The 25,890-nt window shown below is 67.1% G+C and carries 27 protein-coding genes; 7 read left to right on the top strand and 20 right to left on the bottom strand.

The window, feature by feature from the left end:
• Nucleotides 1-4: 4 nt before the first annotated feature.
• The 4 genes from RAH39_RS06690 to RAH39_RS06675 form a co-directional block, all read right to left on the bottom strand.
• Entirely contained in the window at nt 5-2,224 is a 2,220-nt protein-coding gene (locus tag RAH39_RS06690) for a cadherin-like beta sandwich domain-containing protein (protein ID WP_306592111.1), read from the bottom strand.
• Between the two features lie 283 nt (nt 2,225-2,507).
• Complete coding sequence (locus RAH39_RS06685; RefSeq protein ID WP_306592034.1) at nt 2,508-4,082, bottom strand: methyl-accepting chemotaxis protein; 1,575 nt, start codon at nt 4,080-4,082, stop codon at nt 2,508-2,510.
• Nucleotides 4,083-4,137: 55 nt separating this feature from the next.
• The gene (locus RAH39_RS06680) at nt 4,138-5,004 is read right to left on the bottom strand and encodes a pirin family protein (protein ID WP_306592033.1); all 867 of its coding nucleotides are present in this window, start codon (nt 5,002-5,004) and stop codon (nt 4,138-4,140) included.
• A 9-nt stretch (nt 5,005-5,013) separates the two neighbouring features.
• Nucleotides 5,014-5,712, bottom strand: a complete 699-nt coding sequence (locus RAH39_RS06675; protein WP_306592032.1) for a pirin family protein — start codon at nt 5,710-5,712, stop codon at nt 5,014-5,016.
• 118 nt (nt 5,713-5,830) lie between these two features.
• Between RAH39_RS06675 and RAH39_RS06670 the strand changes: the two genes are divergently transcribed.
• Complete coding sequence (locus RAH39_RS06670; protein ID WP_306592031.1) at nt 5,831-6,271, top strand: universal stress protein; 441 nt, start codon at nt 5,831-5,833, stop codon at nt 6,269-6,271.
• A gap of 60 nt (nt 6,272-6,331) precedes the next feature.
• On the opposite strand, the gene RAH39_RS06665 is transcribed toward RAH39_RS06670, so the two are convergent.
• The 5 genes from RAH39_RS06665 to RAH39_RS06645 all read right to left on the bottom strand — a co-directional run bounded on the left by RAH39_RS06665 (nt 6,332) and on the right by RAH39_RS06645 (nt 11,717).
• Complete coding sequence (locus RAH39_RS06665; protein ID WP_306592030.1) at nt 6,332-7,522, bottom strand: acyl-CoA dehydrogenase family protein; 1,191 nt, start codon at nt 7,520-7,522, stop codon at nt 6,332-6,334.
• Nucleotides 7,523-7,790: 268 nt separating this feature from the next.
• Entirely contained in the window at nt 7,791-8,378 is a 588-nt protein-coding gene (locus tag RAH39_RS06660) for a thymidine kinase (protein ID WP_306592029.1), read from the bottom strand.
• Nucleotides 8,379-8,390: 12 nt separating this feature from the next.
• Nucleotides 8,391-9,542 carry a DUF4388 domain-containing protein gene (locus tag RAH39_RS06655; RefSeq protein ID WP_306592028.1) on the bottom strand — a complete coding sequence of 384 codons (1,152 nt, stop codon included), beginning with the start codon at nt 9,540-9,542 and terminating at the stop codon, nt 8,391-8,393.
• Nucleotide 9,543: 1 nt separating this feature from the next.
• A complete protein-coding gene (locus RAH39_RS06650; protein WP_306592027.1) occupies nt 9,544-11,412 on the bottom strand; it encodes a hypothetical protein in 1,869 nt (622 codons plus the stop codon).
• Between the two features lie 20 nt (nt 11,413-11,432).
• Nucleotides 11,433-11,717 carry a DUF1844 domain-containing protein gene (locus RAH39_RS06645; protein ID WP_306592026.1) on the bottom strand — a complete coding sequence of 95 codons (285 nt, stop codon included), beginning with the start codon at nt 11,715-11,717 and terminating at the stop codon, nt 11,433-11,435.
• 141 nt (nt 11,718-11,858) lie between these two features.
• Between RAH39_RS06645 and RAH39_RS06640 the strand changes: the two genes are divergently transcribed.
• On the top strand, nt 11,859-12,878 hold the full coding sequence (locus tag RAH39_RS06640) for a carboxypeptidase-like regulatory domain-containing protein (RefSeq protein WP_306592025.1): 1,020 nt from the start codon (nt 11,859-11,861) through the stop codon (nt 12,876-12,878).
• A 279-nt stretch (nt 12,879-13,157) separates the two neighbouring features.
• Here the strand turns inward: RAH39_RS06640 and RAH39_RS06635 are convergent, their stop codons facing one another.
• The 6 genes from RAH39_RS06635 to RAH39_RS06610 all read right to left on the bottom strand — a co-directional run bounded on the left by RAH39_RS06635 (nt 13,158) and on the right by RAH39_RS06610 (nt 17,662).
• Nucleotides 13,158-13,934: an exodeoxyribonuclease III gene (locus RAH39_RS06635; RefSeq protein ID WP_306592024.1), complete on the bottom strand. Its 777-nt coding sequence runs from the start codon at nt 13,932-13,934 to the stop codon at nt 13,158-13,160.
• An 11-nt stretch (nt 13,935-13,945) separates the two neighbouring features.
• Nucleotides 13,946-14,287, bottom strand: coding sequence for an arsenate reductase family protein (locus tag RAH39_RS06630; RefSeq protein ID WP_306592023.1), 342 nt, complete (start codon nt 14,285-14,287; stop codon nt 13,946-13,948).
• Nucleotides 14,284-14,625, bottom strand: a complete 342-nt coding sequence (locus tag RAH39_RS06625) for a hypothetical protein (protein ID WP_306592022.1) — start codon at nt 14,623-14,625, stop codon at nt 14,284-14,286. The genes RAH39_RS06630 and RAH39_RS06625 overlap by 4 nt, the downstream gene beginning before the upstream one ends.
• Nucleotides 14,622-16,526, bottom strand: a complete 1,905-nt coding sequence (gene metG / locus RAH39_RS06620) for a methionine--tRNA ligase (protein WP_306592021.1) — start codon at nt 16,524-16,526, stop codon at nt 14,622-14,624. The genes RAH39_RS06625 and metG overlap by 4 nt, the downstream gene beginning before the upstream one ends.
• A gap of 21 nt (nt 16,527-16,547) precedes the next feature.
• Nucleotides 16,548-17,126 carry a DNA-3-methyladenine glycosylase I gene (locus tag RAH39_RS06615; protein ID WP_306592020.1) on the bottom strand — a complete coding sequence of 193 codons (579 nt, stop codon included), beginning with the start codon at nt 17,124-17,126 and terminating at the stop codon, nt 16,548-16,550.
• 68 nt (nt 17,127-17,194) lie between these two features.
• On the bottom strand, nt 17,195-17,662 hold the full coding sequence (locus tag RAH39_RS06610) for a peptidylprolyl isomerase (protein ID WP_306592019.1): 468 nt from the start codon (nt 17,660-17,662) through the stop codon (nt 17,195-17,197).
• A 56-nt stretch (nt 17,663-17,718) separates the two neighbouring features.
• Between RAH39_RS06610 and RAH39_RS06605 the strand changes: the two genes are divergently transcribed.
• Genes RAH39_RS06605 through RAH39_RS06590 form a run of 4 tightly spaced genes read left to right on the top strand, consistent with a single transcriptional unit; the run spans nt 17,719 to nt 19,933 of the window.
• Nucleotides 17,719-18,186 carry a cupin domain-containing protein gene (locus RAH39_RS06605; RefSeq protein WP_306592018.1) on the top strand — a complete coding sequence of 156 codons (468 nt, stop codon included), beginning with the start codon at nt 17,719-17,721 and terminating at the stop codon, nt 18,184-18,186.
• Between the two features lie 60 nt (nt 18,187-18,246).
• A complete protein-coding gene (locus tag RAH39_RS06600; protein ID WP_306592017.1) occupies nt 18,247-18,675 on the top strand; it encodes a hypothetical protein in 429 nt (142 codons plus the stop codon).
• A gap of 11 nt (nt 18,676-18,686) precedes the next feature.
• A complete protein-coding gene (locus tag RAH39_RS06595; RefSeq protein ID WP_306592016.1) occupies nt 18,687-18,971 on the top strand; it encodes a 2Fe-2S iron-sulfur cluster-binding protein in 285 nt (94 codons plus the stop codon).
• Nucleotides 18,968-19,933: an alpha/beta hydrolase gene (locus RAH39_RS06590; RefSeq protein WP_306592015.1), complete on the top strand. Its 966-nt coding sequence runs from the start codon at nt 18,968-18,970 to the stop codon at nt 19,931-19,933. The genes RAH39_RS06595 and RAH39_RS06590 overlap by 4 nt, the downstream gene beginning before the upstream one ends.
• Before the next feature lie 32 nt (nt 19,934-19,965).
• Here RAH39_RS06590 and RAH39_RS06585 read toward each other — a convergent pair whose 3' ends face one another.
• The 3 genes from RAH39_RS06585 to RAH39_RS06575 all read right to left on the bottom strand — a co-directional run bounded on the left by RAH39_RS06585 (nt 19,966) and on the right by RAH39_RS06575 (nt 22,642).
• The gene (locus RAH39_RS06585) at nt 19,966-20,703 is read right to left on the bottom strand and encodes a CsgG/HfaB family protein (RefSeq protein ID WP_306592014.1); all 738 of its coding nucleotides are present in this window, start codon (nt 20,701-20,703) and stop codon (nt 19,966-19,968) included.
• A gap of 24 nt (nt 20,704-20,727) precedes the next feature.
• Nucleotides 20,728-21,024 (bottom strand): HU family DNA-binding protein, encoded by a 297-nt coding sequence (locus tag RAH39_RS06580; protein WP_373467346.1) that lies wholly within the window; start codon nt 21,022-21,024, stop codon nt 20,728-20,730.
• A 145-nt stretch (nt 21,025-21,169) separates the two neighbouring features.
• Complete coding sequence (locus tag RAH39_RS06575) at nt 21,170-22,642, bottom strand: leucyl aminopeptidase (protein ID WP_306592013.1); 1,473 nt, start codon at nt 22,640-22,642, stop codon at nt 21,170-21,172.
• A 156-nt stretch (nt 22,643-22,798) separates the two neighbouring features.
• Between RAH39_RS06575 and RAH39_RS06570 the strand changes: the two genes are divergently transcribed.
• The gene (locus RAH39_RS06570; RefSeq protein ID WP_306592012.1) at nt 22,799-24,064 is read left to right on the top strand and encodes a chorismate-binding protein; all 1,266 of its coding nucleotides are present in this window, start codon (nt 22,799-22,801) and stop codon (nt 24,062-24,064) included.
• Here the strand turns inward: RAH39_RS06570 and RAH39_RS06565 are convergent, their stop codons facing one another.
• Both RAH39_RS06565 and rmuC read right to left on the bottom strand, forming a co-directional pair.
• Nucleotides 24,065-24,571, bottom strand: a complete 507-nt coding sequence (locus tag RAH39_RS06565; RefSeq protein ID WP_306592011.1) for an HNH endonuclease — start codon at nt 24,569-24,571, stop codon at nt 24,065-24,067. It lies immediately after the preceding gene.
• Between the two features lie 53 nt (nt 24,572-24,624).
• On the bottom strand, nt 24,625-25,887 hold the full coding sequence (gene rmuC / locus RAH39_RS06560) for a DNA recombination protein RmuC (RefSeq protein ID WP_306592010.1): 1,263 nt from the start codon (nt 25,885-25,887) through the stop codon (nt 24,625-24,627).
• Between the last annotated feature and the right edge of the window lie 3 nt (nt 25,888-25,890).

Raw genomic sequence — 25,890 nt, 5'->3', positions numbered from 1 at the left:
CTCTCTACTGGGCATTGGGATCGATGGTCAGCGTGAAGAAGCCGTTGATGGCGCCGTAGCTCTTCTCGTACGTGCTGCCGTACGACAGGGCCCGTCCCGCGGTATCCGTCCCGTAGTACTTCAGGAAGGAGGACGCGTCGGAGGTGGAATAGCTGGCGCTCCCCTTCGTGCCGAAGATGCTCCACTCGTAGGTGATGCCGGGCATGAGGGTAGTGGCATTCGGGTAGATGATGCTGACGGTCGCGTGATCGGCGCTGATGGACACTTCGGAAGTCGCGTCCACATAGCTGGCGCCCACCAGCTTTTCGAATTTCGCGGTCAGGAAGTTGTAGCGGTAGGCCTGGCCATAGATCGAGGTGCCCACCTTGTCCTTGATGAAGAGGTAGAAGCGGAAGTAATCGGAGACCGCCGGATCGAAGAGGGCCGGATTGGAGATCCCGAACTTGAAGGTGGGCTGCCGGCTCTGGCTGACGGCGTAGGTGGCCGGCGCGGCGAGGCTTACGGTGTAGGGCGGCAGATACTGGGCCGCCACGAGCACCGATTCCGGCGTATAACCGCCGTTGCTGGTCAGGTTCCCGTTGAAGGCTTTGACTTTGTAGGTGTAGGTGACGCCCTCCTGCAGGGAGGGATCCAGGTCATAGCAGCTGTAGACGCCGCTGCTGCCCTTGTAGAGGGTGCCGTACAGGTTCGTCACCACTTTCTTGAAGTTCGTCCCGTCCGCGGAACGGTAGACCTCGAATCCGCGGATGCCCGGAGCCGAGGCGCCGGAACCCACGTTGAACTGGATGATCGCGGAGTAGGTGATGTTCTTCTGGTCGACGGGCGTGACGGCAAAGACGTCGCGGGTGAGGCCGTAGGTCCCGAGCTGGACGATCATGGCCGAGGGCGCCACCGCCGAGATGTCGGGATCGGCCGCGTAGGTCACGGCGTCATTCACGGTGATGTAGACCCGCTGCTCGGTGCGGTTGTTCGCCACGTCGTAGGCCACCACGTCGATGTAGTGGGAGTTCCCCGCAAGGAAGTTGTTGAGGGTGAGCGCGAATTCGGAGGTGCTCTGGTAGTAGGGGAGGCCCTCCACCTGGGTGGCGACGGAATTCTCATCGATCGCGGAGGCGGGCACGTAATCCCACGCCCAGGCAGGGCGATCGACGTTGGTGCCGATCCCGAATCCGGACCAGGCCGTGGAACTGATCCCGGCCTTTCCGATGGCCGTCACCTTCAGGTACGCGATGTGCGCCAGGGTGTCGGTGATCTGGTTGTTGGAGACCGGCGTCCAGGTGGTTCCGTCGGCGCTGTACGAGAGCTGGGTGATCTGGGGCGCCTCCGCGGGGAAGTTGATCATGCCCAGGGGGTGGCAGTAGAGGTTCGCGGAGGATTCCTTACTGGGGTCGAAATTCACGAAGGAGGCCTGGGCGGAACCCGTCCCCTTGGCGCGAAGGATGTATTTCTTGGTGGGATCGAGCCCGAGGGTCACGGTGCCCTTGGCGCCCACGGGAATGCAGCTCTCCAGCATCTTTCCCGCGGAATCCAGCACGCTCAGCATGGTGCCGGGGACCGGACTGCCGTTGGAGGAGTCCAGCACCCAGACGGGGGTGGAGGGCGTCCGCTTGATGACGGTGACCGTCGTCGTCACGCTGGAACCGTTTTCGGCAGTCACCACGACCTGGATCGGTGTCTGGCCCACGGACAAGGGAATCGCGGCGGAAGTGGCGCCGCTGGCGACGGGAACGCCGTTCACCGTCACGGTCGCCTTCGCGCTGGCCAGCATCGGCCGGATCGTGAGGCTGGAGGGGCCCGAATAGAGATCCACGGTGTAGGCGTGCACATCGGAGTCGAAGGCCGGCGTCAGGAGGCCGGTCGACGGAGATAGCCCCACCATGCTGGCGTCGGCGTCCTGGACGACCTTCACGTTGACCGTATAGGTCTTCGTCGCGCCGCTTTCGGCGGTGACCACCACCGGAATGAGGTTGTCCCCCACGATCAGCGCCAGGGCGCCCGATGCGGAACCGCTGGCGACGCCCGTTCCCTTCACCGTTACCGTCGACCGCGAACTCTGGACGGTGGGCGTGACCGTCGTGCTGGTCACCGAGGCGGCCACGGTCAGGGAGTACGAGGTGACGGAGGCGTCGAAGGCGGGAGTCAGCATCCCCGCCGATACCGCCAGGGCGGACAATCTCGCGTCCGCATCCTTGGCTGGATGGGAACTCGAGTGGCATCCCGTCATCAGACCGAGGCCCACGGCGAGGGATGCGAAAAGGGCGAGGCATTTTCGCGGGAATCGATGCATACGGCTTCCTCACAGAAAAGAGATAAGAAAAAAGCGGGACCTCAGTCCAGCTCGAAGGCAGGAGATCAACAGGGAAAGGCGGATGGTTGGGGAGGCAAAGTGACCGATTATCGGAATAGATTCCGACAAGTGATACATTAAAAATTGTTAAGAATTTATATAGCTGATGTGTATTGAGTTATACCTCAATATCCCCTTTGGCACGTCGCAGGACCGCCGCCTAGCCCTCGTCCGACCACCCCAGAAGCGTCGCGCCGTACCGTTCGCCGCAGGCGTAGAGGGGGACGGTCAGCACGGTGATGATCGCGCCGGTGTCGCGGGCGTAGGTCTGCACGAGGAAGTCGTCCGTCTTCGCAGCCGGGCGGGCCAGGTCGGCGACGCGACGGAAGTCTCCGCGAGGTGCGCGATCGGGCAAGGATTCCGCGGTTTCGCCCAGGCCGTGGCGCGCCCCCCGCACCAGCACGCGGTTGTCGGTGAAGAAGCGCTTCGCGCGATTGCCCGCAAGGTCCTGCTCGGGCCGTCCGGTCCAATCCTGGGTGAAGCGCCGGTTGTGGGAGGCCGCGTAACTGTTGAGGTCGATGGCCAGGGCGAAGGTCAGGCGGGGCTCCTGCGCCAGCACCGCGTCGAAGGCTTCCTGCAGAGGCCGTTCCACCAGCGCATCGTAGGCGGTGCGGAACTTCGGAGGCTGGAAGCCCTCGGGCGGCACGTGCCGCACCCCGAAGAATCCCGCCAGGCCCTGGATCTCCGCCCCGCGGATCTCGGCGTAGTCCAGCGCCAGGAGCTGATCGGGACGGATCCGCCCTTCCTGGACGGGGGCTTCCAGGATGCGGGTGCACACCGCCGAGAGGTCGCGCGCTAGGCGGAGGGCACGGTGGAACTGGGAACCGACGTCGTAGGGCGCGAGGTGGCGATGGCCCTCTTCCGTGAAGGAGGCCACGGCGAACGCCTCCCGGGACACGGCTTCCGCCTCGGTTTTCAACGTGCCGGTGGACTCCAGGAGGCTGGCAGAGGCTTCCACCAGGGTGCGGGCGGCCCCGTGCTGGCTGGCGGCGGATTGCGCGATGCTCACCACGTTTCCCGCGGCCGAGGCCGCCAGCTCTGCGATTCCGGAAAACCGCTCTTCCACGGTCTCCACGCGCGTCCGCGTCTCGGAAGCCAAGCCCACGCTGCGGTTCATGGCCTCCCGCGCAGGGTCCAGGTCCCGCCGGATGGCCTCCAGCAGCGCGGCGATCTCTTCGGTCTGCTGGGAAGTGCGATCCGCCAGTTTGCGCACCTCGTCGGCCACCACGGCAAAGCCGCGGCCCGCCTCACCCGCGTGGGCGGCCTCGATGGCGGCGTTCAGGCTGAGGAGCCCCGTCCGATCCGCGATCTCGCCGATCACCTGCGAGACTTCGCTCACCTGGGCAATGTGGCCCAACAGCGATTCCAGTTTCTCGGCGGTGAGCCCCGTCTGGCGCTGCAGCTCCCGCACGGTGGACACGGCCTCGGCGCTTTCCCGCCGCCCCTGCGCCGTCAGATCCGCGGTCCGGCGGGTGGCGTCGGCGCCCTCTTCCGCCGCCGTGGCCGCGCGGGAGATGTCGTCATCAAGGCCCACCAGGGTCTGTTGGATCGAGCGGGTGCTGACGAGGATCTGGTCGATTTCCCGCGCCAGGGTCTGGATCCGGGCGGATGTCCGCGCGGCACCTGCGGCCGACCGGTTGATCACCCGCTCCAGCCCTCCCAGATCCCGGACGAGCGCCGCCTCATCGCCGACGAGAAGGCGGTCCGGGGAGGGCCTGGGAGCGGGACGGAACATGGGATCTCCCTGGGGGCTGGTTCTCCCATCGGCCCCTCAAGCGGGGGGTTCAAGTTCAGTCGAGACTGCCCCAGCGGCCCTGCTGGTAATCGGCAAGGGCCTGCTCGATTTCCTCCGGCACGTTCATCACGAAGGGGCCGTAGTGGGCGATGGGTTCCGCCAGCGGCTCGCCGGCCAGAAGCATCACGCTGGCGTCGGAAAGCGCCTCCAACCCCAGCGCCTCTCCCTCGCCCAGGAGCGCGACACTGTTGGCAGGCACGGCCACGTCCGCCACCCGCACGTTTCCCCGCAGGGGCACGATGGCCGCCACCCAGCCGGCCGGGATGGCATGCTCGAAGCGCCCGCCCTCATCCAGTTCCAGGTGGGCATAGGCGATCCGCGCGGGCGTGCGGCCCGGGCCGGTGACGCCCGCCCAGGTCCCCAGCAGCACGCGCAATCGACCATCCGCCACGGGGGTCCACGGCATGGATTCCGGCTGGAGGTCGGTGTAGCCGGGAGCGGAGGCCTTGTCCGCCCGCGGAAGGTTGATCCACAACTGCACGCCCTCGATGGGTCCGCCCGTTTCCAGGTGCTCCGGAACGGGCATCTCCTCGTGGATGATTCCCGCCCCGGCGTTCATCAGCTGCGCGCCGCCCGGACGGAGGAGGCCCGCGCCGCCCGTGCTGTCGCGGTGGCGGAAAGCGCCCTGGATGAGGTAGGTGAGGGTCTGGAAGCCCTTGTGGGGATGGGGCGGAAACCCCGCATCCGTCCCCGGCGGCAGCACCATGGGGCCGAAGTGGTCCATGAGGAGAAAGGGATCCATCGTCCGGAACGCGCCGCTGCCCTTCTGCCCCTGCCCCGGGACGAGGCGGACCAGGGGGACGCCGTTGCCGTCCCGGGTGGGTTGGCCGGACACGACGGAAACCACGGGCTTGATGCGCATGGAAGCTCCTCAGGCGAGGTCGAAGAACAGGATTTCGGCGGCGGTTTCCCCGATCACGGCCACGGAGGGTTCCCCCTCGATGCGGGCGCCATCCCCGGCGCGGAGCGCGGCGCCCTGCAGGGAGACCGTTCCGGAAGCCACGTGGAGGAAGCCCGCGCGACCAGCGGCCAAGTCCGCCCTCACCTCCGCCCCGGGATCCAACCGCGCGGCATAGATCTTCACGTCCTGGACCACCTTCGCGGCCCCCTCCTCAGCCTCCGGACCGGCGATCAGCCGCAGACGATTCTTCAAATCGGCTTCCGGGAACATCTTCTGGTCGTAGCGGGGCGGAAGGCCTTCCGACGCGGGGACGATCCAGATCTGGAGGAAGTGGACCGGCTCCGCGTCCGAGGGATTGGTTTCGCTGTGGCGGATGCCGGTGCCCGCGCTCATGAGCTGGACCTCGCCGGGCCGGATCACTCCGCGCGTGCCGAGGCTGTCACCGTGCGCCAGGGCACCGGAGATCACCCACGTGAGGATCTCCATGTCCCGGTGCGAATGGGTGCCGAAGCCCTTCCCCGGCTGGACGCGATCCTCGTTCAGCACCCGCAGGGCGCGGAAACCGCTGTGCTCGGGATCGAAATACTCCCCGAACGAGAAGGTGTGCCGGGTGTCCAGCCACCCGAAATCGAAGTGTCCCCGGTCCTGGGCGCGACGCAGCGTGATCATGGCGCCTCCTTCAAAGTCATTTTAGGTGTTGCAACTCATTATTCAACCCCTCCCCGGAAAAAAACTGGAGACGGCGGGGAGCGGGACCCTAAGCTTGGGCGTATCCGACGGAGGCGCCATGATCGCGCGCGTGCTGGTGGGAGTGGATTTTTCCGAAGCGTCCAGGCAGGCCCTGGAGCGGGCCGGAGGCTGGGCCGAGCGGCTGGGCGTCCCGCTGGTGGCCATGCACGTCCTCCAGCCGCCGGCTCCCATGCTGCCCGAAGCCCAGATCGCCCTGCCCGACCCCGCCTGGCTCCAGACGATGGAGGACCATGCCCGCGAGCAGCTCGAGAGCTGGACCAAGCCCTACCCCGACGCCACGGTCGCCGTCACCTGGGGCGGCCCCGCGGAGGAACTGGTGGCCGCCGCGGATTCCCGCACCCTCCTGGTGGTGGCCCAGGTCGGCCATTCCACGCTGGAACGCCTGCTCTTCGGCAGCACCGCCGCCCGCGCCGTGCGGCTGGCCCCCTGCGACGTGCTGGTGGTGAGGACGGAGCAGAATCGCGCGCCGAAGAAGTGAAAAACGAAACAGGCCCGCCATACGGCGGGCCTGTTCGCGGGTGAACGACTGCCACCCGAATCAGCGGTAGGCCGGAATTCCGGTGATTTCCTGACCGATGATGAGGGTGTGCATATCGTGCGTTCCCTCGTAGGTGTACACGCTTTCGAGGTTGGCCATGTGGCGCATGACGGGGTACTCGTCGAGGATGCCATTGGCTCCGAGGATGGTGCGGGCCTTGCGGCAGATCTCGAGCGCCACGTTCACGTTGTTCATCTTGGCCATGGAGACCTGCGCGGGCGTGAAGGTCTTGGCGTCCTTCAGCCGCCCCAGCTGGAGCACCAGCAGCTGGCCCTTGGTGATCTCGGTGACCATCCAGGCCAGTTTCTCCTGCTGGAGCTGGTAGCTGGCGATGGGCTTGTCGAACTGGACGCGGGAGAGGGCGTAGTCCAGGGCGCACTGGTAGCAGGCATCCGCGGCGCCCAGCGCCCCCCACGCGATTCCGTAGCGGGCCTGGGTGAGGCAGCCCAGCGGCCCCTTCAGGCCCTTCACGTTGGGCAGGAGGGAGGCCTCCTCGTCCACGATCACGTCCTCCAGCACCAGTTCGGAGGTGGTGGAGGCGCGCAGGCTCCACTTGCCCTTCATCTCCGGGGCGCTGAACCCCGGCGTGCCCTTTTCCACCAGGAAGCCGCGGATGCCCTCGTCCGTCTGGGCCCACACCACGGCCACGTCCGCCACGGTGCCGTTGGTGATCCACATCTTGGTGCCGTTGATCCGCCACTTGCCGCCCGGCTCGCGCACGGCCTTGGTGAGCATTCCGCCGGGGTTGGAACCGAAGTCGGGCTCCGTGAGCCCGAAGCAGCCGATCTTCTCGCCCGCGGCCAGCTTGGGCAGCCAGTGCTTCTTCTGGGCCTCGCTCCCGTAGGCGTAGATGGGCCACATGACCAGGCTGCCCTGGACCGAAGCGAAGGAACGGAGGCCCGAATCGCCCCGCTCCAGCTCGTACATCAGCAGGCCGTAGGCCACGTTGGACACGCCCATGCACCCGTATTCCTCGGGCAGCGCGGGCCCGAAGAAACCCAGCTCGCCCATCTTGGAAATCAGGTGCTTGGGGAAGGTCTGCTCCTGGGCATGCTTCTCGATGATGGGCAGGACCTCGGCGTTGACGAACCTCCGCGCGGTCTCGCGGATCATCCGTTCTTCCTCGGTGAGCAGCCCCTCCAAGCCCATGTAGTCGGTGAGGTGGGTGAAGGTGGCGTAGGCGCCGGCCATGGAAACCTCCTGGATGCCCTGAAGCCTCGGGCGGGATGGGAAAACGGCGCTGCAGCAGCGCGCCGCGGCCAGTTTATCTCCGCGCCAAACCCGGGCCTCGGCCATCCGTCCCCCGGACCAATGAAAACCCTGTCGCGGCGCTCATCCATTGACGAACTGAAAAAGACCGAACACCGATAAACGCCGATCAAAGCCGATGAACCCCGGTTAAAAGCCTCTCCTTGCTTTTAACCGATGCTCGTCGGCGTTCCCACTTTTTCGCCCGGATCTATTCCCCTTCCAGCAGCCGCCCTCCCGTGGCGTGGGGCGTCTCGTGGCAGTGGCGGCAGCGGGCCTCGTAGGCCTCGCCGGCGCCCACCAGGACCTGCCCGCCGGTCTGGACGATGCGCTGGGTGCGGCCCGCCTGGGCGCCGCAGACCATGCAGATGGCCTGGAGCTTGGTGACGTACTCGGCCTTGGCCAAGAGGGTGGGCATGATCCCGAAGGGCTCGCCGTTGGAATCCTGGTCCAGGCCCCCGGCGATGACGCGCACGCCGCGGTCCGCGAGGTCTTCGATGATGGGGATCAGGCCCTCGTCCAGGAACTGGACTTCATCCAGGGCCACCACCTCGGCCAGGGGATCCAGGTGGCGCAGCAGTTCCTCCGTGTTCTTCACGGGAATGGCGTCGTGCTTGCGCTGGCTGTGGCTGGCGATGGCGGCGGCGGCGTAGCGGTCGTCCAGGGCCGGCTTGAACACCTGCACCTTCTGTCTGGCGATGATCGCCCGCTTGATGCGCCGGATGAGCTCCTCGGACTTGCCGGAGAACATGGGGCCGCAGATCACCTCCAGGGAGCCCTGGCGCTGGTGCACGAACATCGGAACATCCTTTTATCGCGAAGAAGGAGGGGCGGCCGGGGCCGGCGACATGGGGTCGGGCAGCTGCGTGAGGTCCGGCGCGGGATTCTTCCCGTCCAGGGGCCTGTGAAGCGCCTTCGCCAGTGTGGCACCTCCGTCCCTGGGCGCGGCCATCCGGAGGGCCCACGCCTGCCGCAGGCGGGTGGGGCCTTCCGGCACGACGCGCACGTCCACGGGCTGGAGACTCGCGAGTCCCAGGTTCACCGAGCCCCGCTGATGGGGGACGTAGAAGGCGAGCGGCAGGAGGAAGGCCGCAACCACCAGCGGCCATAGAAGCGGACTGGGCTCCCAGCTGCCCACCGGATAGGCCCCCTGGGTGTCCACCCAGGGCCGCACCACCTTGGGAACGCCGCCGAAGATCGGCTCCAGCAGCCCCGCCTCCAGCAGTTCCGCGATGGCTTTGCAGGTGTCGAGTTCCTCGTAGCGGCTGATCTGGATGACGTCCTTCAGCCCCTGGGGATGCTCGAAGTACGAGAGCACCACCTCCTGCTCGTGGGTGAGACCCGAGGAGCCGTGTTGGATCTGTCCCTTGCCGTCCAGCACGGTGGAGACTTCGCGGTCGATGTCCAGGTGCAGGGTCTTGGCCCGCATGGACTTTCCCAGCGGCACGTCCGGCGAAGGCAGGCGGCGCTCCACCGCGGGCCACTCGTCCTGGATGCGCGCGGCCTCCATCAGGACCGTATCCACGGGGATGGGAACGAAGTGTTCCCGGTCCAGATCCGGCGGCAGGAAGGAATCGAACCGGTAATCCCCTTCCACCCACCGGAAGGTCCGGTGGAGGATGGCGGTGGCCTGGCCGAACAACGCGTCCTGGAGGTCCGAAACCGTCACCTTCCCGCTCTCCAGCAGGAGCGTGCCCATCCGCTTGAGCGTCTGGCGCTGGATCTGGACCATGCCCATCAGCTCGTCGCCGGTCAGGCGGCCCAGGCGCACCAGCATGGTGCCCAGGCGATCCTCCATCCGCACCTGGTTGGAGTCGCAGCCGACGATCTCGCCGTTCTCGAAGAAGACTTTGACGAACTCCTGGCCCTGGGAGAGGACCAGGGTGCCGTTCTTCCCCTGGATCTTGATCATGTTGAACAGGGAAAACAGGTCGAAATCCCGGAGGGAGCCTTCCAGCGCCATGTCAGTCCCTCCTGAGGATGAGCTTCAGCCAGGAACGGAGGTAGAACAGGCCCGCGAGGACCGCTCCCACCGTCAGCCAGGTAGAAGCGGGATCGGCGAGGATCTCGCCGGGATAGCGGACGGAGCGCCCCGTGGCCAGCACCATGCCCACCAGCAGGCAGAAGGGGACGAATTCCATGAGGCCCTCGCGCGTCTCGCCGAGGAAGGCCAGATCGCAGCCCGGCAGCAGGACGATCAGGGCCTTGTGGATCCACCGCGTGGTCCGCTGGTGATGGGCGACCTCGTCCAGCTTCTTGATCCGGCTCTCGGTGTGGAGGCCATCCCTGAGAACGAACAGATGATGACACTTGGGACACACGTCGGGATCGGGGCTGTCGGTGGTGTGGAAGGGCTCGCCGCACCGGATGCACTGCGTCGGGTGGGCCATGCGGACGCTGGCCTTCAGTCGCCCCAGGAAGGCGGCGGCGCCCACCAGCGGCAGGATCATCCCCAGGAGGAATGCGGGCTCCTTGAAGGGGAGTTCCTCGCGCTTCCGCCCGCCCCCGGCGTCGGCCAGAGCCTCCAGCCGCGGCGGCGTGTCGAGAAGCGGCATCGGATAGGTGCGGATGTCCTTCTGGGCGTCGTTGAGGGCGATCAGCCGGGCATAGCTCCCCGGATCCGCCGCCTGGGCCGCATCGCGCTTCGAGGCGCCCAGATCGGTCTCCAGCCGGTTGAAGAAGAGGATGCTCTGGTTGAGGAGGATCGTCATCCGCGGCCCGCTCTGGAGCGCCGCCTCGAAGGCCCGCTCCGCCCCCGCTCCGTCCCCCATCTGGAACTTGGCGACGCCGAGGTTGTTCAGAACCTCCGCCTGGTCGGGGTGGTGGCCGACGAGGGCCTGGAAGGTGGCTTCCGCCGGCTTCCACGCCCGATCCTGGAGCTGGGCCCACCCCTTGAGGAAAGCCCGATCCTCGGGCGGAAGGAAGCGGAGCGTCTCCGCAGAGACCGGTCGCACCTGGGGCTGGAGCTGGAGGGTCACGAGGCTGGGAGCGGGTTCCCGCGCGGACCAGGGCTCCATGAACGCCAGGACCGGATGGACCAGTTGAAGGAGCAGCAGGAAGACGGTGACCTTGACCTCCGCGCCCAGAAGGAACGGCGCGAGAAGGATGAGCCACAACATGGCCGCGACGAGGGGATCCAATCCCAGGATCACCGGCGCAGCCAGGATCCCCGCGCCCACCAGCGCCGCCACCACGGGACCCACGCCGCGCCGCCGAAGGGGATCTTCCCAGAGATGGCGGAACACGTTGCGGTAGCGCAGCGCCATGGTCATCGCCCATCCCCAGATCAGGAGCGTGGCGCCGAGGCGGAGCATCCCGAGGTGCTGCACCAGCCACAGCCAGCGATGGGCCGGATGCTCCATCCGGAGGCGCGTCAGCCGCAGGACGTCGGGGAAACTCCAGAACCACCCCTGAACCCCTTCCTGCCGCATCAGGATGACCCGGGTGCCCAGGAGCGTGGGGTGATCCGGCGCCCACCGCTCCACCGCCTGCAGGGCTTCCAGCCCCACCGCGGGCCGCCCGGCGATTCCCTGCTCCCGGGCCCAGAAGGCGGCCGCCTCCACGAGAGGCGTGACGTCCAGCGCGGAATAGGTTCGCCGGAGGGCCTCGATCTCCACCTGCGTGGCCCGCACCGCCTCCGCGTCCCCCTTGGACAGCGCGGCGAAGAGCCGCACGGCACGGTGGCTGAGGGCCACGGCAGGAATCGTCCCTCCCGTGTCCGCCACGAGCACCGGGACTATCACGGCCGGTTGCGGCGCGGGCGCGGCCCAGGCTCCGACGGCAGCCATCAGAACCATCACCACCGCGCTTTGCAGGGCCCGCCGAAGTCCCATGGCGATCCTCCTGGTACCGGTCACTTCGGATCCGCGGGCACGTCCGCGGCCGGCTTCAGGTCCATCACTCGCATTCGGAGGCCGTACAACAGATCGTCCAGTTCGCGGGTCTCCGATTCCGTGCGAGCGCCTTCGGTCTTCTCCTTGAGAACGGTGAGCAGATCCACGTAGAACCGCGCCGCCGCTGGGTTTGCGGGAGGGACTTCCTTCATCATCGGATGCGGGACGCCCAGCGCCATGAGCGCCTGCTCCGCCAGCAGATGCATCAGAGCCTTCAGGGAGGCTTCCGGTACCGAAGGACTCATGGCTACCTCGAACGCTTTCAGGACTTGTCTGGCGGGAAGCCTATCACAGCCGGGAATTTCCCGCACGGCCGGTCCTTTTGATGAAAAGCACTCGGCGGAAAAGCCGGCCTGTGGAAGGATGGATGGGTTTGGAGGAAGACCATGCGACGCCTCATAGTCACGCTCATGCTCCCCGCGGCCTGCATGTCCATCCATGCGGAACAGACGGGCCGGATCTCCGGAAAAGTCGTCAACAAGGAAGGCAAGCCCTTGGCTGGCGCGAAAGTGAATCTCAAGCGGTCGGATCGGAACTGGACCAAGGATCTGATGGCCGACAAGAGCGGCAACTTCCTGCAGGTGGGCCTCGAACCCAAAGAGTTCGATATGACCGTAAGCGCGGAAGGCTACGTCGACTACAAGGAGCACATCAAGATCCCGCTCGCCGACGTCCTCATCAAGAACATCACCCTCCTGACTCCCGCCGAAGCCCGTGCCCAGGCTCCCGCCACCGGCGGTCAGGCCGTCCCCGAGGATCCCGGCGCGGCCCTGGACATGGAAGGCCGCGAAGCCTTCAACCTGGCCATTCCCCTCTACAACGAGGGCAACTACGCCGAGGCCCTCCCCCACATCGAAAAGGCCTACAAGACCCTGATGGAAGCCAAGGACAAGCTGAAGGACGAACAGGCCAAAGCGGATCTGGCGCCGGAAATCCTCAAGATCGAGCGCGTTCTCGGGATCACCATGGCCCAGGCGGGCGCCAAGAAGGAAGACGCCGAGCCCTACCTCGTGAAAGCTCTGGAGCGGAATCCCAAGGACGAGCGGGTGCTCCTCGGACTCATCCAGGTGAGCAAGGCGAAGGCGGACAAGGTCGCCGAGCAGAAGTACACCGCGCAGCTCGAAACTCTCCAGGGCCCCAACCCCGACGTGATCTACAACAAGGGCGTGGAGGCATTCAACGCCGGGCACACGAAGGAAGCCAAGGCCCAGTTCCACAAGACCCTCGAGGTGGATCCCAAATACGCCGAGGCCCACTACCTCCTCGCCATGGTCGAATTCGGGGACAACAACCTGAAGGGCACCAAGACCCACCTGGAGCAGTACCTGGAGCTGGCGCCCAACGGCAAGAACGCCGCCACCGCCAAGGAGATGCTGAAGGATCCCTCGCTGAGGCGGATCAAGTAGAGCATCCCCCACCAAAAGAAGAAGGCCCCGATCCGGGGCCTTCTTCTTGTCCCTATGCCCGGCAATTTGCATTCAAAAGATGAAAGATCACCGCCAAGACACCAAGGGCGCCAAGAAGGTATCCCCATTGGGTAGAGCTTCTTGGTGCCTTGGCGGTGAAAGGAAAGTCTTGATCTTGATCGCCTATGGGTATGAGAAGGGCGCCCAAAAAGATTTGCTTTTCTTGGCGTCCTTAGCGTCTTGGCGGTAAAAAGAAAACCTTGGGTCCGTCTCCCGGCATCAGTCCAGTTCGAGGCTGATGGGGCAGTGGTCCGAACCCAGAACGTCCGCGTGGATCCGCACGTCCTTGATTCGTTCCAGCAAGGGCCGGCTGGCGAGGAAGAGGTCGATCCGCCACCCCACGTTCCGCTCCCGGGCGCCGCCGCGGGCCGTCCACCACGTGTAGAGACCGGGCACGCCAGGATTCCGCTCCCGCAGCACGTCCACCAGCCCCGCGCCCAGGTAGAGCTTGAAGTCCTCCCGCTCCTCCGGCGTGAACCCGGGATTCTTGACGTTGTCCCGCGGCCGGGCCAGATCGATCTCCTCCGGCGCCACGTTCATGTCGCCGGTGAGGATCACGTGGTCGCCGGCGGCGTGGTGCTTGGCGACGAAGGCGGTGAGGTCCTTGGCGAACTCGCGCTTGAACGGCAGGCGGACCAGCCCCTGGGAGGCGTTGGGAAAGTACCCGGCGATGAGGACGAGGTTGTCCTTCCGCGACACGATCATCCGGCCCTCGGCGTCATAGTGGCCGATGCCCAGCCCTTTGGTGTGGGTGAAGCCCAGCTCCTTCTTGGTCAGCGTGGCGGCGCCGGCGTAGCCCTTCTTGCTCGTGGCCGGGAACCAGCAGACGTCGTAGGCGCTCTCGATCTGGCGGCGAACGCCGAGATCGGCCTCCTCCCATTCGCAACGGATCTCCTGGAGCGACAGGGCGTCGGGCTCCGCGACCTCCAGCCAGTCCATGAAGCCCTTCTTCAGGACCGACCGGAAACCGTTCACGTTCCAGCTGTAGAAGCGCATGGGAGGCTCCGTCAGGAAAGCAGGGCGGCGTAGGCCGCGGGATCGAAGCCGATCACCACGCCCTTGGGATGCACGAGGATGGGCCGCTTGAGCAGGTTGTTGTCCGCCACCATCAGCGCGATGGCCTCGGCCTTGGTGAGGGGCCGGTCCTTCAGCCCCAGCTCCTTGTACTTGGGGCTCTTCGTCCCCAGCATCGGCGCGGGATCGGTAGGCAGCAGCGCTTCCAGTTCCGCGGCTTCCAGGGGCCGCTTGAAGTAGTCCCGCACCTCCACGTCGATCCCCAGCTCCGCCAGTTTGGCGCGGGCGTTCCGGCAGGTGGTGCAGCTCGACTTCATCCACAGCACGGGCTTCACAGTTCCTCCACCAGGCGGTCCAGAAGGCGGTCGGTCCTCCACCGGAGCAGGCCGAAGAACAGGAAGCTCCCCCATCCCTTCATCCGCCCTTCGAGTCGCAGATGGGCCCCCTTGGGATCGGGAGAAACGGTGAGGGCGCCGGATTCCTCGGCGCCGCTCAGAGCCCTCGTCCACCGCAGGATCAAGCGGCCGTCCTCCATGAGAGGGACCTGCCAGCCTTGAAGGCTCTGGAGGCTGCGGAAGCCGTCGGAACCGGGATTCCGCAGCCGGGCGACCACCACCTCGAAAGGGGCGTCCGTGAGGATCTCCGCCTCGAAACTGAAGACCGGGCGCTTCACTTCACCAGGAACCCGGGCTGGGCGTCGCTCGGCGGCGCGACCAGGTAGGGCTTGCTGGCGTTGTCGCTGGCGGCGAGCAGCATCCCGTGGCTCTCGATGCCCATCAGCTTGCGGGGCGCCAGGTTCGCCACGACGACGACCAGCTTCTCCAGCAGGTCGGCGGGCTCGTAGGCCTTGCCGATTCCGCCCACGATGGTGCGCTGCTCGAGGCCGATGTCCACCTTCATCTTGATGAGCTTGTCGCTCTTGGGGACGCGCTCCGCTTCGAGGATCCTGCCCACGCGCAGGTCCACCTGGAAGAAGGTGTCCGCATCCACGGTCTCCCGGATCGCGGGCACGTCCAGCGCGGGTTTCACCTCGGCCGGTGCGGTCGCAGAGGTCTCAAGCTCGCTCATTTCCTTCTCCTTGTCGATGCGCTGGAACAGGGGCCGGGGCTCGCCGATGGGACCGACGGCCGGACCGTCGAGGGCGAAGCCGTGGAAGGTCTTCTCCGCCACCTTCGTCGCGTGGCCCAGGGACTCCCACAGGGCCTGCGCCAGTTCGGGCATCACGGGAGCCACGAGCAGCGCCGTGGCGCGAAGCGCGCGGTAGAGGATCGCCAGGACGGCATCCAGCTTGGGGTCGTTGACAGGATCCTTGGCCAGCTTCCAGGGCTCGGCCTTGACAATGTAGCCGTCCAGGGCGCGCAGATAGGTCCACAGCGCGTCCAGCGCGCCATGGAAGTCATTGGCCCGGGCCTTCTCCAGGTATTCGGGGAAGACCTCCAACAGGCCCTTCGCCATCTCGCGGTCCAGATCGTCCAGGACCGAAGGCAGAGGGACCACGCCGCCACGGTAGCGCTGGATCATACTCAACGTGCGCGAGGCGAGGTTGCCCAGGCCGTTGGCGAGATCCGCGTTGAGACGATCGATGAAGCCGTCGAACCCGAAGGCGCGGTCGTGGCCCACCTGCATGTCGCGCATGAAGTAGAAGCGGAGCGCGTCGTTCCCGAACTTCAGCAGGGTGTCGGGCCGCACCACGTTCCCCTTGCTCTTGGACATCTTGTCCTCGCCCATCAGCCACCAGCCGTGGGCCAGGATCGTCGTCGGCTGGAGCATTCCCGCGGCCATCAGGAAGGCCGGCCAGTAGACGGCGTGGAACCGGAGGATGTCCTTTCCGACCAGCTGCAGGTCCGGCGGCCAGCCGTTGGCGGGACAGCCGGTCAGGTAGTTCAGCAGGGCGTCGAACCAGACGTAGATGACGTGCTTCTCGTCGCCCGGGACAGGAATGCCCCAACTGATGCTGGTGCGGCTGATGGACAGGTCCTGGAGCCCACCTTCCACGAAGCGCTTGACCTCGTTGAAGCGAAAGTCCGGCTGCACGAATTCCGGATGCGCGGCGTAGTACTCCAGCAGTCGGTCCTGGTAGGCGCTGAGGCGGAAGAAGTAGGTCTCCTCCTCCAGCTCCACCAGTTGGTGGGCCAGGCCCTGGGCCTGCAGCTCCTTGGCCTGGGTCTCGGTGACGTAGGCCTCGTCGCTCACCGAGTAGAGGCCCTTGTAGGTGGCCTTGTAGATGTCGCCCTTGTCGAGCAGGCGCTTGAAGAGGCGCTGGACCTGCGCGCGGTGGTCCTCGTCCGTGGTGCGGATGAACCGGAAGTGGGTCATCCCCATCCGCGCCCACAGGTCGGTGTAATTGGCCACCACCTCGTCGGCCAGCTGCTTGGGCGTGATCCCGCGCGCCGCGGCGGCCTTCTCGACCTTCTGGCCGTGCTCGTCGGTGCCCGTCAGAAAGCGCACGTCCTCCCCGCGCATCCGGTGGAACCGGGCGATGACGTCCGCCAGCACCGTGGTGTACGTATGCCCGATGTGGGGCCGGTCGTTGACGTAGTAGATGGGCGTGGTGATGTAGAAGGGCTTGGACACGGCGGCTCCGGACGTTCCAGTCTAGCGCGGGCCGCGGCCGGCCCGCCTCCAGCAGTCCGAGACGTGGTCATCCACCATGCCCACGGCCTGCATGAAGGCGTACATAATCGTGGGGCCCACGAAGCGGAATCCCCTTTTCTTGAGCGCCTTGCTGAGGGCTTCGGCTTCGGGCGACACCGCGGGGACCTCCGCCAGCGTCGCGGGACGGTTGAGCCGGGGACCGCCCCCGACGAAGGACCACAGGAAGGCGTCGAAGCTGCCGAACTCCCGCTGCACCGCGAGGAAGGCGCGGGCGTTGTCCCGGGCGGAGAAGACCTTCAAGCGGTTCCGGACGATCCCGGGATCCAGCAGAAGGGCCTCCAGATCGCCATCCGTCAGCGCCGCCACCCGCGCCGGATCGAAGCCCAGGAAGGCTGTGCGGTAGGCTTCCCGCTTCCGCAGGACGGTGATCCAGCTCAGCCCCGCCTGCGCGCCTTCCAGGATCAGGAACTCGAAGAGCCGGCGATCGTCGTGGACCGGAACGCCCCACTCCTCATCGTGATACGCGATATAGAGCGGATCGGTGCCCGCCCACCCGCAGCGCTGTCTTCCGTCGCCCATGCGCCCTCCCCGATATGGAATCGGGCGGCCAGGCCGCCCGATTTTCCATCTCTATTTTCGACTGAAACCTAGGCTTCCACCACGGTGGCTTTGAGGATCCGATCATTGGGCTTGATGGCCTGGACGACCTTGATGTCCTCGTCGGACGCGCACTGGCCGAACACGGTGTGGACGCCGTCCAGGTGCGCTACGTTCCGGCGGTCGCCGTTGACCACGAAGAACTGGCTGCCGCCGGTATCCTTCCCGGCGTGGGCCATGGAGACGGCGCCCAGCTTGTGCTGGTGGGGATTACCAGCCGTCTCGCACTTGATCTTCCAGCCGGGGCCGCCGGTGCCGGGCATCCCCGAGGCGCCGGCCTTGGTGTTGGGGCAGCCGCCCTGGATGACGAAGTCCGGGATCACGCGGTGGAAGGCCAGGCCGTCGTAGAAGCCGGATTCGATGAGCTTGACGAAGTTCGCCACGGTGCCCGGGGCTTCCTTGGGGAAAAGCTCCAGGTTGATGTCGCCCTTGTCGGTCTGGAACAGCACGCGGGTCATGGTTCACCTCTCTGCATCAAACCACCAGAATAGAGTCCGCCCCCTCTGGAGTCAGCATGAACTTCCCGCGCGCCCTGGCCTGCCTTCTCCTCCTGACGGCCCAGGACGCCCGGGCTTTCCAGGCGGAGGAAATCGTGCGGGGCGGAGGCGCGCTCACCCTCGACGGAACCGCCTACCGCTTCGAGCCCGCCGCCGTGATGGCGGTGCCGGCGGGCAACGGCCTTCCGGCGCTCATTCGCCTGACGGGACGGCTCGTTCCCGAAGGACCCGGCGCGCCCTTCGAGCTCCAGCTCACGGTGATGAAGACGGGCGGAATCTACATGCTGCGCATCCTGCGGGACAAACCCGGCGGCTATCCGGACAGCTGGTCCGCCACGCAGAAGACGCGCGCCCGCATCGTCCAGTTCGAGGACCGCTCCGGCGGCCGGCTGGAACTCGCCTGTTCGGGCTCTCTCACGGGAATCGTGGCGCGGCGCCCGCGGAACGCCGAGTGGCGCGGCTCCCTGTGGATGATGCTGCCCTGACGGGGCGGCGATGAGACCTCCCGGCTCCTGATGGCATATGATCAAGGTCCCGGAGGCTGCATGAAGGTCCGTTTCCTCGTTCCCACGCTGGCGTTGCTGCTGGGAGCCGTCCTGTTCCTCGGTTGCCGGAAGGTGCCCCTCACGCCCAAGTCGCCCATTCCGGCGGGAACGGTGGTGTTCCGCTTCACCCGAGACGTCCGTGGACCGGTGGAATTGAGCCTCGACGGGGCCCGCATCCCCGTGACCCAGCTGCCCAAAGACGCGAAGAGCCTCGTGATCAAGGGCCTGTCCGCGGGCAAGCACCGCTACTTCCTCACGAGCCAGCGGGAGACCTTCAGCCCCGACATGGGCGAACTGGACATGGGGACGGACCAGGGCATCTACGTGGTCGCCCTCGCCCAGCGGATGGAATCGGTCCTCTACGGCAAGCCGGACCCCCTGCCTCCCGCGGAAGGGCTGCCCGGGGTGAGCGCCGCGCTCGTGCGCTAACCGTGGCCCTGGTGGCCCGCACCCGCCGGGCGGATCGCGTCGTGGGCGGACGGGGAACCCTGATGGCGCGCTGTTTGGCGGCGAGTCTCCCCGTGGCGTCCGCCTGCTCGGGCCGCGGCGCCTGTGCCCGCTGCATGGTCACGGTGCTAGAAGGCGCGACCTGCCTCAGCGCCCCGCGCCTGCGGGAACGGCGCGCCCTCGCGCGGAATCTCGCCGAGCCGGACCAGCGCCTCAGCTGCCAGTGCCGGGTCGCCGATCCGGGAGGATCCATCCTCGTGACCACGGGCTACTGGTGAGGCGCCGGGCGTGGATCGGCCTGGGGGTGCTGCCCCTGCTGGCCGTCGGCGGCTTCATGGCCTGGAAAACGCGGGCCGTGGCCCGGGAGCTGGTGGATCCGCCCTTCTATCGCCCGCAGCCCCTGGCGCGGGTGGAAGCCACCTATCGCGGCCTCGCCGAAGGCGAAGGCGGCGATCCCGGCGGCACCTGGTCCTCCGAAGAGGTGGACGGCCTGCAGCTCTGGCGGCTGCGGCGGCGCGAGCCCGCTCCGGGCGTCGTGCTTCTGCTGCACGGCTTCGGGGACGACCGCTGGGGCACCAGTCCCGCGCTGAAGTGGTTCCCGAACCTCGACGCCGCCATCTTCACCTACCGCCGCCGGGACGACGCCCTGCGGGCCGGCGGACCGGCGCCGGCCGTCACCTTCGGAGCCCGGGAGTCCGCCGAAGTCGTGCGGATGGTCCACCACCTGGAGGCAACCGGAACGCCCCGCCGCCGCATCGTCCTGATGGGGCGTAGCCTCGGGGCCTCGGTGGGCCTGCTCGCGCTGGCAGCCCTGGAGCGCGAGGGACGCGGTCCCCTGGGCGGGATCGTGTGGGAAGGCGCGCCCGCCAGTACCCGGAGCTTCGCCGAACGGCTGGTCCGCGGCCCCCGGGACCGCTGGTGGCATGTCCTCGCGCCCGCCATCGGCGCCATGGCCAGCGCCGCCGCAGGTCGGATGGGGGATTACGATCCCGCGGAGACGGACCTTCTCCAGCGCGCGGGGCCGCGCTTCGCCACGTCCAGCCTGTGCTTCCTCGCCACCGAGGACCGCCTCGCGCCGCCCGCCGTCCAGCGGGCCCTGGCCGCCCGCTTCGCCTCGGGGCGCATCATCGAGGTCCCCACCTGGCACCTCCACTGCGCGGACGTCCTAGGGCCCCGCTACGCGGAGGCCATCCGCGAGGCCACGGGCCAGTGGTTCCAGAATGTCGAAGGGGGCCGCTGAGGCCCCCTTCCCGTCCGGCTGCGAAGCGGAGGCTATTCGTCCTCGTCGGCGGCCACGGTGGCCCGCAGCACCTTGGGCGTGAGCCGCTCCACGATGGGCTCGAACACCTTGTTCACCAGCTCCTCGTCGTACTGCACCTCGGCGCCCGTTCCCGCCACCTTCACGCTGGTGTCCGAGAGCTTGTCCTCGTCCTTCCAGGCGCCCAGGATCTCGCCGGTCTCCACCTCGATCAGGCGAATATCCAGGCGGCCGGTGAAGGAGGCCTTCTTGACGTTCACGCTGCCCGCCACGGCCCCGGCCATGCCATCGCCGGTCACGCGGCCCACCAGCGCGCCCACGCCCCAGCCGGTGCCGAATCCGCTCTCCTTGTAGGCGAAGCGGGTGACCTTGCCGGTCATCACGTACTTCACGCCGAGCAGCTTGCCGATCTTCTGGACGGTGGCGGTGTCCACTTCGCCGCTCTGCTGGAAGTGCAGCTCTTCGCGGATCTCGGCCAAGCGCTCGCGCTCGATGACGCGGATCTTGTTCCGCCCCTTCTCGACGATCTCGGTGGTGAACAGGTCGCGCAGCTGATTGGAGATGGTGCCCATCTGGTTGCCCCACCCGCCGAAGCGCCAGCCGTGCCAGGCATCGGGAGCGGCCTTGAAGTCCAGGATCGCGATGCGGGGAAGCTTGGCCTTGTCGGCCTTGGACAGCTTCTTCTGCGCGAACGCGGGAGTCGCCACGGCGACGGCGGCCAGCAGGGCGAGGAGCAGCTTGCGGATGCGCATGGGGACTCCTTGTGAAGGGGACTACTACTCGTCGATCAGCTTGCTCCGGAGCTCCTTGCCCAGCTTGAAATAGACCACGCGCTTCGGCGGCACCTGGATGCTCTCGCCGCTGCGGGGATTGCGGCCCTGGCGGGCGCGGCGGTCGCGGAGGCGGAAGCTGCCGAAGCCGCGCAACTCCACGCCCTCGCCCGTCTTCAGCGATTCGACGATGCTCTCCAGGAACGTGTTCACGAGGAGATCGGCATCCTTCTTCCCCAGTTCCAGGCGCTCCATCAAGTGTCTGGACAGGTCAGCCTTGGTGAGGGTCTCCATCGCTTCCATAGGAACTCCAGGTAGGGTGGGATCGGACAGATTGAAGGCAGTCCTCAATAAATCCCCATCCCCGGGCCGCGGTCAAGGGGTACATCTTCACTCCTTTGAAAAAAAGGGGGCCGAAGCCCCCTCTTCTTCAACGGGGTGCGGGACCTCAGTCCATGAGCCATTCCAGGAGGAATCGGGGACCTTCCCCACTCGACCCGTGGGTGCGGTAATCCCGCTCCTTGCCCGACCAGCTCCCCGAAAGATCCACGTGGGCCCAGGAGGCCTGGCCCGTGAACTCGCGGAGGAACAGGCCGGCGGTGATCGTGCCGCCCCAGCGGATCCCGGTGATGTTCTTCAGGTCGGCCAGCGGGCTCTTCAGCAGGTCGGCGTACTCCTCGACGAGGGGAAGCTGCCACAGGTGCTCGCCCACCGCGCTGCCGGCGTCCAGCAGCCCATCGACCAGCTTCTGGTCCGTGCCCATCACCGCGGACACGCCATCGCCCATGGCGACCAGGGCCGCGCCCGTCAGCGTGGCCAGGTCCACGATGTGATCCGCCTCCAGCTCGCCCGCGTAGTGCAGGAGATCCGCCAGGACGAGGCGACCCTCGGCGTCCGTGTTGAGGACTTCAATGGTCTTCCCGCTGCGGCTGCGGAGAACGTCGCCCGGCTTGTAGCTGCTGCCCGACGGCATGTTCTCCACCAGGCCCAGGAGGCCCGTGACCTGCACGGGGACTTCCAGCTGGGCGCAGGCCACCAGCGTGGCGAGCACGATGGCGGCGCCGGTCATGTCGTCCTTCATCGTCTCCATCCCCGAGGCGTCCTTGAGGGACAGGCCGCCGGAGTCGAAGCACACGCCCTTGCCGACGAGCACGATGTGCTTCTTGGGCTTCTCCTTGGGCTTGTACTCGAGCTTCACCACCCGGGGCGGGCGGACGCTGCCCTGGCCGACGGCCAGCACCGAGCGGAAGCCGCCCTTCTCCAGCGCGGGCACGTCCAGCACCTCGCAGTGGAGCTTGTGCTGCTTCGCGAGCTTGGCGGCGGTTTCGGCGAAGACCTCGGGATAGAGATCGCCCGGAGGGGTGTTGGCCAGGTCCCGCACCCGGTGACAGGCGGCGACCCCGGCCTCCACCATGGGCAGCTTGCGGCGCGCCTTGCGGGTGTCGTCGCCATTGGTAAAGATCTCGATGGACGCAAACTGTTTCGCGTCGGGCTTGCCGCCCTTGAAGGCCACCAGGTCATAGTTCGCGAGAAGCGCGCCCTCGGCCACGCACACCTGCACCGAGTCGTGCTCCAGCGTGGACGTGGAAGGCGACAGGATGCCGATCTTCTTCCACTTCTTCTTGAGGCAGAACCGGGCGGCGGCGCCCACGGCCTTGCGGATCTTGTTGAGCGTCACCTTCTCTTCGTCGCCCAGCCCCACCAGCACCATCCAGCGGCTCTCCTTGACGCCATTGGGGTGATGCAGCGGCACAACTTCAAGATAGTCGGCCTTGAAATCCTCCTCATCCATCACCTGGCGGGCGACCTTGCTGATGGCCAGCGGCAGCCGATGGCGTTCACGTCCGGAAAACACCGGGACGATCAGCGCGTCGCCCGCGAAGTCTTTCCCGGTTTGAGAACTGATATCCACTGAAGGCATGGGAGTTCCTCCTGACCCAAGAGCCTAGGTCCAACCTTGAAAAAAGAAAAGAAGGATTTACGTCATTATTTGATTCGCCAGCCAATATTGTTAGCGCTTCCTTTTTCGACGCTAGTGCGGAATCACCCCTGGCGCCACCGATGGGATGATGGCCCCATGGACCTTTCCCCCCGCCATCGCACCCCCTGGACGCCCGGCGTTGACCCTTCCAGCGCGATTCCCGGCGGCCTCCGGCTCCACGACGGCCGGACGGGCGAAGACCTGCTCGGGTTGCCGGGAGGTCCGGTCCTGGAATCCCGCTGGACCGGCTCGGCCTGGGAAAGCCGCGTGGATGGCCGCCTCCTCTCCGGCTCCCCCTGGGAGGCCCTCGAGGCGATCCAGCCTCAAGAGGCCGGTCCATGGGTGGGCGCGGCGACCTTTGAACTGGCCTGCGACGAAGCCAGCCTCCCCCGCCAGCCCCTGGTCGAGGGCACTCTCGGCCAGCGCTGGACGGCGCTGCGGCGAGCCCTCTATGCGGGGCCGGCCGGAACGGAAGCATGGTCGTGGGAAGACAAGCCTCCTGAAGTTTTGAATTACCCCTTATTCTTAGACCACCCTTTCCCGGCGCGAGCCGACCTGCTCCTCCTTCCCCAGTGGACCCAACACGCTCATCGCGAGGCAGTGAAGGTGGTTCAAGCGCGCATCCGGGACGGCGGATTCTACGTGGCCAACCTGTGCGTTCCGTTTGAGGGGAAATGGGAAGGCCCGGTTTCCACCCTGGCCCGCACGGCCTTCAACCGGGCCCGCCCGCCCTTCGGCGCCTTGCTGGACCTGGGCGACCTGACCCTGCTCTGCCTGAGCATGGAGCGCCTCCTCGCCCGGCGGAGGAACCGCGTGTGGTCCGAGCCCATCAAGGGGAGCGCACCCTTCACCGGCAAGGCGGAAACCGACCGGCAGGCGGCGGTCGCCCTCGCCGCGGATCCCAAAGAGCGGGCCGAGCACACCATGATCCTGGACCTGGTGCGGAACGACCTCGGCCGCGTGGCGCGGACCGGCACCGTCGCCGTCACCCGCGCCCTGGCGGTGGAAACCTACCCCACCGTCCAGCACCTCGTGAGCACCGTCGAAGCGGAAGCCCGCCCCGGGCTTGGATTGGCGGAACTCCTCCGGGCGGTGCTGCCGGGCGGGAGCGTGACCGGGGCACCCAAGCACGCCGTGTGCGCCCACCTCGCCCGCGCCGAGGCCGGGCCCCGGGGCTTCTACTGCGGAGCCCTCGGCTGGATCGGCCCCAACGGGGACCTCGATCTGGCCCTGCCCATCCGCACCGCCCAGATCGCCGGAGATCGCCTGCGCTACTGGGCCGGCGGAGGGATCACCCGCCGCAGCGATCCGGAACGGGAGTGGGCCGAACTTCTCCTCAAGACCCGGGCCCTCACCGGCTGATCAGGCGGCGCTGGACCGTTTGAGCAGCTCCTCGAACCGCTCGAACAGATGGGCCCGGGGGCCCTTGGGCCAACGCTTGAGGACCATCCCCGCCTGATCCGGCGTCCGTCCGCCCTTTGTCTGGTTGCAAGGAAGGCAACAGCCGACCAGGTTCTGCCAGGTGGTGGATCCGCCCTGGCAGAGGGGCACGACGTGGTCCACGGTGGTGGCCTTCCGCTGGCAGCCCTCGTATTGGCAGAGGTAGTGGTCCCGGCGCAGGACCCGCCGTTCCAGGCGGCCTAGCAACAGCTTGGAGTCGCTGCAGGCCTGGGCATGGGGAAAGATGATCAGCTCCAGCCGGCCCTCCAGGTTCCCATGGCGCTCGAAGGTCGCCGGGTTCAGCACATGGGCGCGACCGGCCACGACGGCGCACAGGGCGCGGCGGCGGCTGACTTCCTGCATGGGAACGTAGTTCCGGTCCACCGCGATCACTTCGGCCGTCCCCAGGCGTTCCTTCCCCTTGTGCATCGCACCTCCGGATGGGCCGAATCCTAAGGCAATTCCGAAGATTTGGAAGGAAATTATTCGCCGATTCTTTGCAAATCCAACACTGGCCCCGCATGGGCTTCGGGCGCGGTTTCCACCTCCGCCAGCCGCCGCTCCATCAGCTCCTTCCGCTTGGAGACCTCGCCCAGGCGCCGGCTGGCGTCATCCAGGCGGTCCTGGACGGCGGACAGCGCGGAACCGAACTTCCCGAATTCCGCCTTCACGTGGCCGAGCACCTTCCACACCTCGCCGCTCTGCCGGCTGATGGCCAGGGTCCGGAAGCCCACCTGCAGGCTGTTCAGGAAGGCCGTCAGGGTGGTGGGACCGACCAGGACGACCTTGCAGTCCCGCTGGATGCGCTCGAACAGCCCCGGACGGCGGAGCGCCTCCGCGTACAGCCCCTCGAAGGGAAGGAAGAGCAACCCGAAATCCGTGCTGTGGGGCGGCGCGACGTACTTGTCCCGGATGTCCCGAGCCTGGGAGAGCAGCCGGGCTTCCAGAGCCCGGCCCGCGGCCTCCATCCCCACCGCGTCCCCGGCCTCGCAGGCCTCCGTCAGGCGCTGGTAGTCCTCCAGGGGGAACTTGGCGTCGATGGGAAGCCAGACGGTGCCCCCCTCCTCCGCTCCCGGCAGCTTCACCGCGAATTCCACGATTTCCGGAGACCTCGGCCGCACTTTGACGTTGGCGGCGTACTGCCCCGGGGAGAGGAACTGCTCCAGCAGGGCGCCCAGTTGGGCCTCCCCCAGCACGCCGCGCGTCTTGACGTTGGTGAGGGCGCGCTTGAGCCCGTCCACGTCCTGGGCCAGGGACTGCATCTCGCCCAGTCCCTTCTGGACCTGCTCCAGCCGCTGCGCCACCAGGGCAAAGCTCTCGCCCAGCCGCTTCTCCAGCACCTCGTGGAGCTGGCCATCCACGGTCCGCCGCATCTGCTCCAGCTTCGCGTCGTTGGAAGCCTGGATGGCCTCCAGCCGCCGCTGGACCTGCTCCTGCACCTGCGCGAGCTGAGCGGCCTGCTCGCCGCGGGAGGCCCGCAGAGCTTCCTGCACCGAGGCCGATACCACGCGAAAGCCCTCGCCCAGCGTCTCCGCCTGGGCGGCCCGCAGCTGGCGGAGATCGGCCAACAGCGGCTGGAGCTGGGCCGCCAGGGCCTGCTGGACCTCGCCCCGGTTCCGGGAGGCCAGGTCTTCCGCATGGCGGCGAAGGGCCTCGAAGGGGGCGGGATCCCGTCTCAGCGCCGCCCACGCGGCCAGGATTGCGGCGCCGCACGCCACCAGGGAGGACACCAGGAGGAGGCTCATGCC

The sequence above is a fragment of the Geothrix sp. 21YS21S-4 genome, from assembly GCF_030845995.1.
Lineage (GTDB): Bacteria > Acidobacteriota > Holophagae > Holophagales > Holophagaceae > Geothrix.
Note: the sequence above shows the minus strand (reverse complement) of the source record. Positions and strands in the feature narration are given on the sequence as shown.